The following is a 14621-nucleotide window of genomic DNA, read 5'->3' on the forward strand; positions in this document are numbered from 1 at the left end:
TCAGTAGGTTTGAGTKGCTCCCTTGGCATACATTACTTGCGGTTTGGCTTTTGCTTACAACTTTCGATATTTAATTATTAACAGGCTTTCTTAAAAGAAAGCCTATAAATCTTATTTTAAATATGAAAATATCCATAATCTCCTCATTGGTCGATTTTATTTTTCAAAAAAATTAGAACAAACAAATTTGAAGAAAATCAAAAAAATATTCTTAAATACACAAGAATTGAAATTGACCTTTTTCTTCGTTGACAGAACGCTTTACTTTGAAGACCAAGGTGACTTTATTATAAATTTCGAATTACCTAGATATCATTTAATTACACTGCTGCTTATCTATGTGATTTCTTTTTTTTCTTATAATTTTTTACTTATTTCTCTTTTCGCCTTCTCTGTTATTATTTTCAATAATAATTAATCTCCTTGTATCTAAAAGAATTTTATATTCAGCCTATGTTAAAATTATTTAAACGCACATGAAATATATCAAAAGGTTTTTTGATCAAGACCAACAAAAAGATTATTTTCACCAAATATCGGAGTCTACGTGGAATGATCTAAATATGGACCAAGTTTTTGAGACTATTGATTACACAACAACAAAATACGGACAGCAATATTTATATGAAAGTTTAAGAAATATAAAGAAAGGATCCTTAATAGACTCTAAAATTGAGATCGGGGTAAATGAAATAAAAGACAATCCTTTAATTGAACTAAAAATAACAAAGAAGTTAGAATATATTTCAAAAAATGATTCCTACCATTTTTGCGATCTGTTTCTAAACCCAAAAAAGTCCGAAAGTAGTATTTTTTTATTTTACATCCTATTGTCCATTTCTTCGATTTCACTTACGATATTAATCTTCTTTAATTCGAATTTGATTATTCCCTTAATCATAAATATGATTATCAATTTCTACTTTCATTATCGAGAAAAACTTAATACTTTATCAGATTCAGTCAAATATGCAGAACTTGGCACCTTATTGATTGTGGTAAGATCCATTTCAGGTTTATTAGAAAGAAATGGATTAAACATGGGTATTACCCCAGATAAAAATGGGCTTAACTTTCTTATTAGAAAATGTAGTTTGTTTAAAATAAATATCAGTTCATTGGGAGAACTGTCTCAAATGATAGATTATTTCTTTGAATTGGTTAAGTCCATGTTTCTTTTGGAGATTATTTTCATTCAAATTGCTAGGAATGGAGTAGGGGAAAAATTAGACATGATAAAAAATAATTTTGTTTTTATTTCTCATATAGACTTGGTTATTTCAATTCACAAAATAAGAAAAAAATTTCTCAATGTAAATATTCCCACAGAAACCGATGATTTTCATTTTGTCGGAAGAGAGATTTTTCACCCTTTAATTCCAGACGGGGTTAAAAATGATTTTGATTTTTACGAAAAAGGGATATTAATTACCGGAGCAAATATGTCAGGAAAAAGTACCTTCCTAAGGACTTTGGGGATCAATACCATTTTGGCAATGACTATCAATTGCTTCTTCGGGAAATATCTTTCTTTACCTAAAACTAAGGTTTATACTTCAATTTCCAAGAGTGATAGTGTTATTGAAAATAAAAGCTTATTTTATCGAGAAGCTGAATTGATTAAGTTAATGTGTGATAAAGTTGGTGATCCTGAATATAATATTTTTTTGATAGATGAGATTTTTAGTGGTACCAATCCTCAAGAAAGACAGGTAATTGCTTCTGTAATTTTAAACTATTTAATTAGAAATAAATCTCAGGTTATTTGTACCACCCATGACTTACAGTTACCTCTTTTGCTAAATGGATTTATCTATTTTTATTTTTCAGGTACTGAAGGTGATTTTCAATACAATTATGATTATAAAATAAAAAAGGGAATTTTAACCACTACAAATGCTGTAATTGTCTTGAAGGACCTTGGATATCCGGAAAATTTGATTTCAGAAATGAAATCCAAATTAAAATCCTAAAACTAGGAAAGAAATTGATATGATTTTAATTCAAATTGAGACTCAAATTTTCTTCCCTTCTAGGCGTAATTTATTCTCTGCAGATCTGAAGTTCAATTAGACCCTAGGTGGAATTTGCAATTCCACCCTCTTATTTGTCTGCCGTGCATGGCAATCAACTAGTTGGTAAAAGTCCACTCTGGGAGGGGTAATCGCCAACCACTAGCCAAAAGCAAGGGTGTCCACGGCGAGGTGGAATCTGAAGGAAGCTGGCGGCAAAACTCCGCCCCGATGAACACGAATCTCATCAGGCATATCCAACGGGATGAGTCTGCCATACAAGACAAAGTCCAAAGATTACACGGACGTTCGCATGTAGATGAGGCGGGGACATGGAGTGAAAGTGTGTTAGCTTCCCACGGAAGGTCTCACGCACTATTAAAGACGGACGGGTTGTATCTTTGATACACAAATACCTCAATGCAGGAGTGGGGATAGATGTTAACTTTAAAACTAGTAAAATGGGCGTGCCTCAAGGCAGAACATTGATTCCGCTCTAGAGCAACGTACTTTTCCAAAGTAGCCTGAACTCCGCTCGATTCGGCCTCTTTACGAACCTTCAGCTTCTTTTCTTGAAAAATTCCCTCTTTATTGTCAACGTAAATTTACAGAATTAAATATTTTGTGTTCGATTACTTAGTGGGGGCTAGTGCATTGCTATTTCGTTTTTTTTTTACTATTTTATTATTTTATTTGGGTTAAATGATTTTGATAGCTCCTGGTGCCCATTTTTTCTGCTTAATTCAGAATACTATTTTATAACCTAATTATTATATTTGGAGTTTAAGTAGTGTTATGCGTTTAAAAGTATATGGTTTTGGCTATGTAGGGGAATACCGTGGCAGGATTGAAGTATTATGAGCGAACCAAACTCTTGATAGAGTTGATCGAAAAGAAGAAGACAGGAGGACCATCTGAGCTGGCAAAAAAGCTTCAAGTTCACAAGAGAACGGTTTATAGGATTTTGGATGATTTACGTCTTTCTTCTCCTTATGAAATCATCTATTGTAAGGAATCAGGCGGTTACATTTTTTTAGAAAAAAAAATAAATAGGTGACAAGAAATGTCACCGACATGAAATTATATTTGAATAGTTAAATAAATTTTCAAATAAATTAAATTTGTTATGAAAGAGTTAAGTATTGACAACAGAATGGAGATGCTGAGTGGTGGGTTGTTGAATCAGTACTGTCAAAGTGATTCTGTTTCTTTTTTAGCGGGGGCAACTCTTGCTGGTACAATAGCAGGTGGTGGAATTGGATTTGTTGTTGGTTTAGGAGTCGGAGCTTTTGGAGGTTTAGCAATTACCTATTTAGGGAAGCGTTGTTAGATATTTAAAATCACAAAAAAATGAAAGAGTTACAAGAATTACGATTAGAAGAAGTATCTGGTGGTGATAGAGTCACTGCATTTTGTAATGGATTTGCTGCAGCAGCAGGAGTTTATTCGCTAGGAGCTGTCGCTAATTTATGGAACCCTATGGGGTGGGGAGGAACAATTGCTATCTCGGCTGTTGCTTTAGCATGTGTTGCATATTGAAAGATCACAAGATAGTTCAAAAATCTTTTTTATGAACTATCTTAAATAATTTATGTTATGAAGAAATTAAAATTAATTATCCTTTCGATAATAACTATGGTTGTGATTATTGGGACATTCTCTGAATATGGCAATATCTTTAACAAAATCTTATACGTTTGGGTCATCTTACTTGTGATGTATTCTATTCTTGTCAATAAAAAAATAATTTATGGTAAAAAATAGGATCATTTGAATTCAAAAGACGACCACCATACCGATAAGTGTTTAATCTTTAACTAAAGGTTTTAAAGACCTCATCGAGATTGTTCATTTAAGTGTATGCTAGCTTTACAAGAATGAAAAATAATAATTTTATTGAGTTGAGAAATGATGCATTAAATACCATCAACGGAGGAGCTTGGTCTTTAGTGGCTAAGGTAGCTGTATGGCCAGTAGGTGCCAGGGTTTCCTATTTCTTTTTCCTTAGTAAAGGTAGCAGGAAAGACACTGTGCTTATTCAAAGTAGCCTGAACTCCGCTCGATTCGGCCTCTTTACGAACCTTCAGCTTCTTTTCTTGAAAAATTCCCTCTTTATTGTCAACGTAAATTTACAGAATTAAATATTTTGTGTTCGATTACTTAGTGGGGGCTAGTGCATTGCTATTTCGTTTTTTTACTATTTTATTATTTTATTTGGGTTTAATGGTTTTGATAGCTTCTGGTGCCCCTTTTTTTCTGCTTAATTCAGAATACTATTTTAAAACCTAATTATTATATTTGGAGTTTAAGGAGTGTTATGCGTTTAAAAGTATATGGTTTGGGCTATGTAGAGGAATACCGTGGTGGGATTGAAGTATTATGAGCGAACCAAACTCTTGTTAGAGTTGATCGAAAAGAAGAAGACAGGAGGACCATCTAAGCTGTCTTAGTGACTATAACATTAATTATTAATTATAAAAAAAGTAAAATAAAATCGGTGCCACGTTTAATGGTAGTTTTTATTACTATAGGTCTACTGTTTTATGATAAAAATTTAGCTTGATATTTTATTTTTTCAGCATTAATTATAATGGAGGTGTTAGATTTCATGTTGAATAAATTACAAAAGGAGCAAAGATGATTATTTCAGAATTATAATATAACATCTTAGGCGACATTCAGCTGATTGAATACAAAATGGAATCTATTTTGTATATTTACCGCATATTATTTACGGTGGTTTGAGTTGAAAATGAATAAAATAATATAGTTAGCTGTTTATTTGTATATTATGTCTTTACTAAACTAATAATTTATGCGTTATTTTATAGAATTAAATATCGTGAGGTTCCTGTTTATTGCTACAGCTTTGCTTTTCTCTCTGTTAATTTATTTTAACTTTTGGGACGAGTTTCTAGCGGAGGAGCTGCTTTTAGTTACTAACGGGTTTGGGATATTTTTTTTATCAGCCCCCTTTTACTATTTATTTATTAGGGGACATTTCGAGGATTCCAGTTCAAACCTTCCGTTAGTTGCACTGGTAAAAGGATATTCTTTAACGTTTGAAAATCTCCTTTTTATTTCATCCTCTATTTTATTTATTTGGCTTAGTGCAGGTTTTGATATGCAGCTGATACTGTCTATCATCGAGCATTATTTATTTTTAACCTGTTTTTCTTTTGTGATTTATTGGTTTTTTGACAGGGGTATAAAAAGCCTTGCAATGCTATTTTTTTATAGTATTTTGGCATTTTATAAATTATAGTTTTCTCAATTTTTTTCCAATAAACATCTCTATTTGGCTGAACCCTTTTTCTTCGTGGTCTTATATCGCGTGGTTTAAACATGAGCTCTTCTGGATACTTTTACTTTTACCGAAGTGGTACGTTATTTTCAGGATTTTAAGTTGTCAACCTAAAGACGCTGGCGCGCCTGACATACACGCCGAGGGAAGAATGGACTAGGTGGGTGGCTGGGAAGTAAGGGAAATAAGGGTAACGCCTCTTGTATTTTGGTGTACTGGCCAGCTGTCTAACGCTGGTATAGCGCTGTCCAGGGCAGTGTCTTTTGCCCTCGATTAAGGGGTATGGGGATTAGTTGAAAAAAATAAGGGAGAAACTTTATGGTTTAGCGCAAATACGGCATCTTTGAATGTAAAGAGCAGCACGCATATGAAATTTGGTACCAAAGTCATTCATGCAGGACTACAGCCTGATCCTGCCACGGGGCACTGATGACGCCCATCTATCAAAGTTCCACCTATAAGCAGTCCTCCCCCGGTGAGCATCAAGGTTTCGCCTATGGCAGAGCAGATAACCCGACTCGGGCAGCCCTGCAAGCGAATTTGGCAGCCTTAGAAGGAGGTCGTGCCGCCTACTGTTTTGGTTCAGGAATGGCCGCCATCGATGCCTGATGCGCTTACTCCGCCCTGGTGATGAGGTTATCGCTACCCATGACCTTTATGGTGGAGCGTATCGCCTGTTTACTCAAGTTGTCGCAGCCTATGGTATTCATTTTCATTTTGTCGACCTATCCGATTCAGCTGCCATTCGCCAAAAGTTAAATGCAAGAACTCGGATGATATGGATGGAAACACCCACTAACCCGACCTTGAAAATCTTAGACATTCGAGCTGTCGTGGAACAGGTTTGCGGACAGCACATTTGGGTTGCTGTGGACAATACGTTTGCAAGTCCCTATCTTCAAAACCCCTTAGAATTAGGTGCCGATATCGTGATGCATGCGCTCACCAAATACATCGCGGGGCATTCAGACTTGCTGATGGGGGCGGTGATCGTCCGTGATCCGGAACTGGCGGAGCGTCTGGCGTTTATTCAAAATACCTGTGGTGCGATTCCTGGCCCTCAAGATTGTTTTCTGACGCTACGTGGGATCAAAACGCTGGCGCTACGCATGCAGCGCCACTGTGAAAATGGCCGAGCCGTAGCCGAGTTTTTAGCGGCACATCCAGCTGTACAGCATGTCTACTGGCCTGGTTTGGAAGATCACCCGGGCCACGTGGTGGCCAAAGCACAAATGCGTGACTTCGGTGGTATGCTCTCCTTTCGTTTAGTGGATGATCGCGTAGAACGTGCATTAGCGCTGATGCGGCGCTGTCGCTTGTTCGCGCTGGCGGAATCTTTAGGGGGTGTCGAGTCTCTGATCGGACACCCCGTTACCATGACCCATGGCAGCATCCCGAAAGCAGCGCGCGAGGCGGTGGGTATTACCGATAGCCTCATCCGATTAAGCGTAGGCATCGAAGATGCCGAGGACTTGATCGCCGATTTAGAACAGGCCTTAGCGGGTGCGCATTAGCCCGATGAGCGAGGCCTTGGCTGCAGGTTTTACAGGCACTTGGTGATGGCCTTTAAGAGGCTGGCAGAGTGGGCTACCTGTGCTTTGCGCCGTGCGCGCACCTTTGCCAAAAACGTGCGATAGGCCTCCTGTGTCTGCTCTTCCATGGACACGAAATAGGACAAGTGCTGCAGGAAAAGCTGCACCTCAAACCAGTGGCGAATCGCTACAAGCAGTTCCGTAAAGCGCTGATGCATCTCGGGCAGAAAAATGCTTTCCAAACCTACTGAGAGCCGGATATTTTCCAGAACCACCACCCGCTGCAGGGCCTCATACACCTGTCTCCACTGTGGGGCGTCCAAGAGGTCACCATCACAGAAACGAATAAAGGCCAGCTCTTCCTCTACCAGGGCCTGGCTGGTCTGATGCAGGGTCAAGGGCTCCACCGCCTTGCTGCCCTTATGCAGGGCCTTGTAAAAAGCCGCATGGGCGGCAGGGGTGAGGGTGTGCACCTCCTCGAACGCTTCGGCGTACAAGCTGAGCTTTTCCTTTTCCAAGGCCTGGGCATAACTGGGTAGGCGCAGGGCCAGAGCCTTTCCGAAATGGGCGTACTGGTTTTCGATGGCCTTCAGGTGGCGCGTCCGACGAAAGTAGCGCTGCAAGCGTTTAAATGCATCGGGTAGGTGCAGCTCCTCCCTCTGGCGCAAGCGTCCCACGAGGGCGGCATAGATCTCTAAGAATAGAAGCGCCTCCTCAGCTTCTGCGGCGCGCTTGCTTTTGTATAATTTACCTACTGCCAGCAGCGCCTCTTCCAGCCGCTGGTACTGCTTATCACAAATCGCGAATATGGAGGGTAGCGTCTGACTCATAGGGACTTCGTGTTCATGAGTGGGTGATTTTTACCAGGGTGGCACCATAGCCAAAACGGCTTTTTTGGCTGTCTTTAAAGTAGGCGATGCCCTTCCACTGCCCGAGCTGCTTGTGAATTTCTTTGCGCAGCACCCCATTTCCGATCCCATGGATAAAGGTGATTTCATCCATACCCGAAAGAATGGCCGCATTTAGCTGCTCCTCGAAGGTACGCAGCTGGAGTCGAAGCATTTCTCCGTTACTCATGCCTGCGGAGTCGGTGACCAGCTGCTCGATGTGCAGGTCCACAGCGGCAGGTGGTCGCTTTACCTTCGGAACTGCAGGGGCCTGAGCGGTCGGGGAGAGGGCCTGCAAGCTTTCATTCAGGGCCAGCACGTCCAGCTCGCGGGTATGCTGCAGCAGTTCGAAGACGTATCCCTTTTTCTGGAGCAGCGGCGCAGTACCTTTCTGCTTGAAAAAGGTGGTTGCCTTAAATTTAAAACTACGTTCAAAGGGAGGCAGTGCACGCTCGATTTTGTAGTTGATCGGAATAAACTGCGCCTTCATCGGGGGCCACTCTTGAAAGGCTTTGATGCTTTTTTCACCGATCTTTAGGCTTTTTCCTGCATCCAGGCGCTCGGCGAGCAGGGTGATGGCATTTTCCCCATACTGCTCCGAAAGGTAGCAGAGGTACGACTTAGAGGTGGCATTACAGAGGTACACTGCGAGCAGGTCATCGTTTATGGGCAGGTAGGCCAGCACCAAGCCCTCCCGAGAGGTAACTTTCTCCTTCTTCCCCGGTACAAAATCCGGTACTTGCTCCTCTTTTTTACCAAAAAACGCGGTCTCCGCTTGTGCGATCACCACCACCTCATTGCGCATGGCGGGGATGCGGAAACCATCCTCGATTTCCACTTCCACGCGGCCACTGCCCGAGATTTTCGTGATCACACCTTCCTCTTGGCCGTGTAGCAGCCGTACCCGATCTCCTATATTCATCCTAATGCTTCTTTATACGTTTGTATGGCGCGCTCCCGCGCAAATTTATGCTCCACCATGGGCTTGGGATACTTGGATGTCCCGTACTCGGGCACCCATTTTTTAATGTATGCTCCCTCCTTATCAAATTTGTCTGCCTGTGCGCTGGGATTAAACACACGGAAGTAAGGCTGGGCGTCCGTACCGGTCCCTGCGGCCCACTGCCAGCCCCCATTATTCGAGGAGAGCTCGAAATCAAGTAATTTTTTCGCAAAATACGCTTCTCCCCAACGCCAGTCAATTAATAAATGCTTCGTCAGGAAGCTGGCTACGATCATGCGCACCCTATTGTGCATGTAGCCGGTGGCATTTAGTTCCCGCATGCCCGCATCTACGATGGGGTATCCCGTCTGGCCTTGGCACCATTTTTCAAAATCCGCTTCATCGTGGCGCCAGGGGATTTGATCATAGGCTGGCTTGAAGGCAGCGTCCACCACCTGCGGGTTATGGGCTAAAATCATCATGTAAAACTCGCGCCAGATGAGCTCATTCAGGTAGGTGTCATTAAGTTCCTGTGCTTTTTTTGCCAGCTGGCGGATGGACACCGTCCCGAAGCGCAGGTGGATTCCGATCCGTGTGGTGCCCGCCCGTGCGGGGAAATTACGCAGCTCGTCGTATTTTTTTTTACGATGGTTTCGTTCAGGTCCATCGGTGGAATCTGGATGGAGCTGCGCGTAAAGTTCATATCCTCCAAGCTTGGAAAGGGCAAGGGTTCGGTTTGAAAAAAGGCCTTTTCGTCCAGCTTCTGTTCCTCTAAGCTCAGCTCCTTGAATTTGGCGCGCCAGGCTTTGCTGTAGGGGGTGAAGACCTTATAAAACTCTCCGGAGCCATTCAGCACTTCGCCTTCTTCTAAGATCACCTGGTCTTTAAAGGTTCGAAAAGGGATATCGGCCTCTTCGAGCAGCTCCTCGATTTGGGCATCGCGGGAGCGTGCGTAGGGCTCATAGTCGCGGTTCGTAAATACGGCCTCCACCCGGTAGCGCTTCAGCAGCTCGGGGAAAATTTTTTCAGGAAGCCCGTAGTGCACCTCCATGCTGCTTCCTTTGGCTTGGAAGGCCTCCCGCAGCGCCGCCACCTGTTCGTGGATAAACTGGACACGGGCATCGGAGCGGTCTTCTAGCTCATCCAGGATATGCCGGTCGAAGATAAATAGGGGCAAAACATTCTTTTTCTCCCGGCAGGCTGCTGCCAGGCCGGTATTGTCTTCTAGTCGTAGGTCCCTTCGGAACCAAAATAGCGTGATATTTTCCATACATATGCTCTTGTCATACAAATAGCCCTTGCGGGCAAATTGTTTGCGCTAGTGCAGAACCTTCGTTCTCCCAGCTGCTTAGTCTTTCGGACGCGGGAGCTGCTGCAGGTCGATCGGGATCCATCCCTCTTCTTCCGATCGGAATAGCAGGTCGGCATCGAAGGGGTTCGGGCGCTCCGGGGCTGTGGGTCCATCTTCGGTGATGCGGTTTCGGATGCGGTTAAAGAGCTCCCGGAAACTGTTGAAGGCCAAGGTCTGCGAGAGGGAGACCCCATAGGTGGCCACATTTTGCGCCAGCGAAAGCGAGGTGAAGGTATTAAAATTATTTCGGTTATAAATGCGCATGCGGTAGCGCCCGTCCTGAGTGAGCAGGTATTCGGCCTGCCAGTCTCCGGCGATGCTGTTAATGTCCGCATTTCCCTGCAGGTCTGTGAAGCCCCCATCCCGAGTGACGCGCAGGCGCCCGTCCAGGAAGGTGTAAGCCACGCGCAACTGAAAGGTTTCCAGGGCAGTCTGGTCGATGGTGGCTAAATCGATGTCCACCTCGAGGTTTTGGTCCACCTGGGCGATAAAGCTGTTTAGCTGGGAGCTGAGCAGCTGGCTGAGGTTAGAGGAGGCCAAGTTGGTGACGCCAGAAAATTGCCCTTCGGGCGAAAAGGAGCGCATCATGATGACCGAAAATACCTGGCGGTTTTTTTCTTGCTCGTCGTTTTGGATGCGGTTTTTAAAGGCGGAGATGTAGGTTTGGATATTTCCCTCGGGGAATTCACTAAAATCGAAGTCAAAATCGATGTCAGGGGAGAGGATATTGCCATTTAGGCGCATCAGCACGCGTAGGGGCCAGCGGCGGCGGAGCTGGGCATCTTCCGATTCCAGCCCCTGAGCATTCGCCTGTAGGGAGAGGAGGGAGACGCTTTCTTGGTAGAAGGCGCGCAGGTCCATCACCCCCTCATAGGGATCTCCGAACCAAGAGATGCGCCCGCCTGGCTCCACGCTGAATTCGCGACGGATGACATTATACAGGGAGAAATTGTACTTGGCCTCGGTGATTTCGTAGGTGCCATTCATGGTAAAATTTCCCAGGTTATCGATACCCAGGTCCAGCACGCCGCGTCCGCGCCCTTGGATATGCTCACCTGTTCGTGGGTCCACCTGGATTTCCGCATACGCGTCTGGGGTGATGTCTAAGGAGAAGTTCAGCCGATAGTTTTTACGTTCGCGGCGCTGATCGGCGGCACTTTCTCGCGCGAGGGTATCCCCCACCTCGAAAATGCGGATAAAGTCCTCCTGGGCTTGCACGTTCGAGCTGCCGAGGGGGATGTAGATGGCGGTATTCGGTTCCGAGCGCAGGCGTGCCTCGAAGACGATGTCGCTCAGTGGGCCATCGATACGAATGTTTCCTGTCGCGAAGGCCGTCCCATAAAAGAGTTCATTATCCCGCACATCGGTATTTAGAAGCTGCACATTTCGTAGGTCTGCATTAAGGTCGAGCAGCAGATCGCTAAAGAAGCGGTGGCGGATGGCTCCTTGGATGCGGGCGTTCCGCCCAAAGGTATCGCGAAGGGTCAGTCCGCTCAGGTTTATACTTGAGTCCGTAAAGCGGATGGTGCCGTTTAGTGCGTAGCGGGTCTGGGTATAGTCTAGGAGAAAGCTGCCTTCTTCGAGGCGTGCATCTCCTCGCACCAGCGGCTGTCCGAGGCTGCCGCCGACGAGCAGGTCTCCGCTCACCGTTCCGTCCACCTCCCGCACATAGTCTTCCAGAAAGGGTTCTAAAATATCCAGACGTGCTCCCTGTAGGCGTGCCCGCAGGTTAAGAAAATTTTCCTCGCCGGCGAGCGTGCCGCTCAGCGCCAGTACTTCCTGTCCCTCGCGGTAGTTTTCCAGGTTAACATTCAGCGTATTTTCGGCGAAGTAGGTGGCCAGCTCCACATCTCCCAGCAGGAAATCATTGATCGTGATGCGGTTCAGGCGTAGGTTACCGTTGATGTCATTTCTACCCTCGCTGCGGTTCAGAGAGAAGATGCCGTTCGCTGTGCCTGTGAAGGTTTTTAGGCTGAGGGTGTTAAAAAAATCTAAGTTAAAGTTTTCGATCTGCAGCTCGAGTACTTCATCGGAATCGCTGCGGAGGGCGCCATTTAAGGCGATGAACTGCTGCTCCTGCTGTAGCCGTACATTATCGAAGAAGATGCCTTCTGGCTGGATGATGATCTCATTTTCCTCTTCGAAGCGCCAGATGCGCTCCATGACTTGAAAGGTGGAGGGGGCCAGCCGCAGGGAGCTGTAGCGGGGAAAGAGCTGCAGGTCAGCGGAAAGGTCGATGTAGCTGGCCGTGCTCTCCTGTACCTGCTGGTAGCGCAGATCGATGGTGTCTCCCTGCCAGTCTGCCAGAAAGGAGGCATCGGAGAAGATTAGCCCATTCGAGAGACTTTGTTCTGCGGAGCGCAGCAAGAGGTGGGCTTCTACCCGATTATCTGCCATGCGCTTGGTGGTGATAAACTGCAGGTCATTTTTAAGCAGCTGATTCGTGCCATAGCGGAGCGTGTCGATGTCCGTTTTGAGCTCAAACTGCCGAGTGCCGGCTTCTTGGCGGAAGCGTCCGAGGATAGAAGTATTGGGCGAGAGCCCCAGATCCGGCACAAACAGCTGCATCAGGGGGTTGATTTCGATTAGATTCACCGAAAGGTCGATGGCGTAGGTTTCTGCCTCTCTGGCCTGGGAGAGATTACGGAGTTTTTCGCGGTCATTCGTCAGCTGCGCCCAGTAGTTTTGGCCGAGGGCCACCACATCCTGCACCAGACTTTCCACTTTGAAATTGCCATTTATGGCGGCTACCAGTAGGTCTGAGTTAAGGCTGATGGTACGCCCCTCTCCGGTGAAAAGGGACTGGAAGAAAAAGTTGTCCACGCTAAGTTCACGTCCCTCATAGCCGAGGCGGATGTTTTTAAAGCGGGCGATCCCTTCGATCGCATCCAGGCTGAGTCCCTGCACGTCCACATCCACTTCACCGCTGAGGAAGCTTTCTTTTTCGAGCAAGTTTAGGCGGTCGAGGAAGGCGGTGTCGATGCTGGCGTAGAGATTTACCGAGTCGCGGCCATTTCGGAGGTCCAGGGTTCCCGAAAAAGCGGCTTTCAGATTCGGGTCGGCCACTTGCAGTTCGCCGCTGAAGAGGTCTAAACCATAGGTGGCATTCGTCCGAATGTTGGTGTAGGTGTAGCCTTTAATTCCCAGGCGCTGGATGTCGGCATCTACGGAAAGTAGGGCTTTTTCGATGCTGAGGCCTTCCCCGCGGATGCGTCCATTAAAGCTGGTTTTTTGGAGCAGGGGGTTTTCCAGTAGGCGTCCTAGGTCTAGGTCCCGCACCTGAACTCGTCCCTGGTAGGTGGGCTCGGCACCGCTGTGGGTGTAGCGAATGGAGCCACTGGCCTGCCCGATACCGGTTCGGAAGCTGCCATTCGCCTGAAAGTCGCGGGTGTATCCGCTAAAAAAGGTGTCAAAGCGGATGTCGCGGAGCTTGGCCACTTCGGGGTAGGTGCCTTCCTGGACATAGGGGCGCAGGTCGCTGCTGTACATGACCGAATTACGTAGGGCAAGCTCGAAGTAGGTGGTGGACAGACTGGGGAGTCCGCGGATGCTAAACTCTCCGAAAAGGGCGCTGCGCTCGCCGAAGCGGATGAGTAGTTGCTCGGAGCGCAGGTCTTCGATGGTGCCGGTAATTTCACCACTGAGCACCAGGCGGTCTTCGATGGCTGGAAGCTGTTCACTGAAATAGCGTAAATCTTTTATGTCTAGGTTCGCTTCGCTGAGCTTCGCGAAAAGCTGCACCTCCCGGGTGAAGGAGGAGAGCGCGGAGAGCTTGGCATATTCGAAACGCAGGTAGTCGCGAATTTCTGTTCGGTTCGATCGCAGGTAGAGGGCGTCCAGCTCGATCGCCGTCGGGGTGTAGGTGAAGTGGGTCTGCAACTGTTGAATCGGGACTCCCGCGGTAGCTTCCTGGCCGCGCAAGTAGTTCAGCTGGAAGCTCAGGGTCGAGCCTTCCAGGGAGATTTTTTCCGCTTCAGTCAGCAGCTCCCGGAAGCGCAGCCTGTTGTAATCGAAGCCTCTGGCTAAAGGTTCAGCGCCATAATTGAGTATGTCTACGCTGCCTTCCTCGAAGTGTACACGGCCGATGTAAAACCGCTGCTGTTTCTGTTCCGTTCGTTCCTTTTCAGAGGCGAAGAGCTCTTGGATGCGGAAGATAAAGTTAGCCAGATTAATGCCCTCCACACCTTCATGCTGGAGCAGGCGCACCTGTCCGGATTTAAAGCGAATTTCATCGATGCCAGGCTGTTCGGCGTCGAAGAGCACCCGTGGGGAGAAGTCCAGGTAAATCTCCCGCATGTTCACCATAAGGCTATCCTGCGGGTCATAGATGCGGACCCGTTCTAAGGTCACGGCATCCCACCAGCGTATTTTCACCCGGTCGATTTCTGTGCGGAACCCCGTACGTTCTGAAAGTAAGGCTGTCAGCTGTGTGCTCAGAAAGGTCTGGACGGTGGGCAGCTGCAGCGCCACCAGCAGGAGGAGAAGAAAAAGCAGCAAGTAGAGGGTCCCCTTCAGAAGGAAGCGAAGGAAGGCATTCAGGCCGTTCCATAATTTCTTCGTAACTTTCGCTTTATTTTCCAAGGAACTCTATT

At 46.1% G+C, this 14621-nt stretch carries 8 protein-coding genes and 2 pseudogenes; 6 read left to right on the forward strand and 4 right to left on the reverse strand.

The window, feature by feature from the left end:
• Nucleotides 1–476 precede the first annotated feature (476 nt).
• The 6 genes and pseudogenes from A3SI_RS15945 (at nt 477) to A3SI_RS15970 (ending at nt 6830) form a co-directional block, all read left to right on the forward strand.
• Nucleotides 477–1973 carry a MutS-related protein gene (locus A3SI_RS15945; protein ID WP_009057515.1) on the forward strand — a complete coding sequence of 499 codons (1497 nt, stop codon included), beginning with the start codon at nt 477–479 and terminating at the stop codon, nt 1971–1973.
• Nucleotides 1974–2850: 877 nt separating this feature from the next.
• Nucleotides 2851–3069, forward strand: coding sequence for an HTH domain-containing protein (locus tag A3SI_RS15950; protein WP_040671226.1), 219 nt, complete (start codon nt 2851–2853; stop codon nt 3067–3069).
• A gap of 69 nt (nt 3070–3138) precedes the next feature.
• Entirely contained in the window at nt 3139–3342 is a 204-nt protein-coding gene (locus A3SI_RS15955) for a hypothetical protein (RefSeq protein ID WP_040671228.1), read from the forward strand.
• A gap of 20 nt (nt 3343–3362) precedes the next feature.
• On the forward strand, nt 3363–3551 hold the full coding sequence (locus A3SI_RS19160) for a hypothetical protein (protein ID WP_156810357.1): 189 nt from the start codon (nt 3363–3365) through the stop codon (nt 3549–3551).
• Nucleotides 3552–3889: 338 nt separating this feature from the next.
• The gene (locus A3SI_RS23390; protein ID WP_009057518.1) at nt 3890–4153 is read left to right on the forward strand and encodes a ComC/BlpC family leader-containing pheromone/bacteriocin; all 264 of its coding nucleotides are present in this window, start codon (nt 3890–3892) and stop codon (nt 4151–4153) included.
• 1530 nt (nt 4154–5683) lie between these two features.
• Nucleotides 5684–6830: pseudogene (locus A3SI_RS15970) on the forward strand (trans-sulfuration enzyme family protein).
• Between the two features lie 29 nt (nt 6831–6859).
• On the opposite strand, the gene A3SI_RS15975 reads toward A3SI_RS15970, so the two are convergent.
• The 4 genes and pseudogenes from A3SI_RS15975 to A3SI_RS15990 all read right to left on the reverse strand — a co-directional run bounded on the left by A3SI_RS15975 (nt 6860) and on the right by A3SI_RS15990 (nt 14610).
• On the reverse strand, nt 6860–7678 hold the full coding sequence (locus A3SI_RS15975; protein WP_009057523.1) for a hypothetical protein: 819 nt from the start codon (nt 7676–7678) through the stop codon (nt 6860–6862).
• A 13-nt stretch (nt 7679–7691) separates the two neighbouring features.
• Nucleotides 7692–8657: a Smr/MutS family protein gene (locus A3SI_RS15980; protein ID WP_009057524.1), complete on the reverse strand. Its 966-nt coding sequence runs from the start codon at nt 8655–8657 to the stop codon at nt 7692–7694.
• A pseudogene (locus tag A3SI_RS15985) lies at nt 8654–9948 on the reverse strand (cryptochrome/photolyase family protein). The gene A3SI_RS15980 and the pseudogene A3SI_RS15985 overlap by 4 nt, the downstream one beginning before the upstream one ends.
• A gap of 78 nt (nt 9949–10026) precedes the next feature.
• On the reverse strand, nt 10027–14610 hold the full coding sequence (locus A3SI_RS15990) for a translocation/assembly module TamB domain-containing protein (protein WP_009057525.1): 4584 nt from the start codon (nt 14608–14610) through the stop codon (nt 10027–10029).
• Nucleotides 14611–14621: the final 11 nt, after the last annotated feature.

This window comes from Nitritalea halalkaliphila LW7 (assembly GCF_000265075.1).
GTDB lineage: Bacteria > Bacteroidota > Bacteroidia > Cytophagales > Cyclobacteriaceae > Nitritalea > Nitritalea halalkaliphila.

Coding starts and splice junctions, on each gene's coding strand:
- A3SI_RS15945 (WP_009057515.1), top strand. CDS start 477: ATGAAATATATCAAAAGGTTTTTTGATCAAGACCAACAAAAAGATTAT.
- A3SI_RS15955 (WP_040671228.1), top strand. CDS start 3,139: ATGAAAGAGTTAAGTATTGACAACAGAATGGAGATGCTGAGTGGTGGG.
- A3SI_RS19160 (WP_156810357.1), top strand. CDS start 3,363: ATGAAAGAGTTACAAGAATTACGATTAGAAGAAGTATCTGGTGGTGAT.
- A3SI_RS23390 (WP_009057518.1), top strand. CDS start 3,890: ATGAAAAATAATAATTTTATTGAGTTGAGAAATGATGCATTAAATACC.
- A3SI_RS15975 (WP_009057523.1), bottom strand. CDS start 7,678: ATGAGTCAGACGCTACCCTCCATATTCGCGATTTGTGATAAGCAGTAC.
- A3SI_RS15980 (WP_009057524.1), bottom strand. CDS start 8,657: ATGAATATAGGAGATCGGGTACGGCTGCTACACGGCCAAGAGGAAGGT.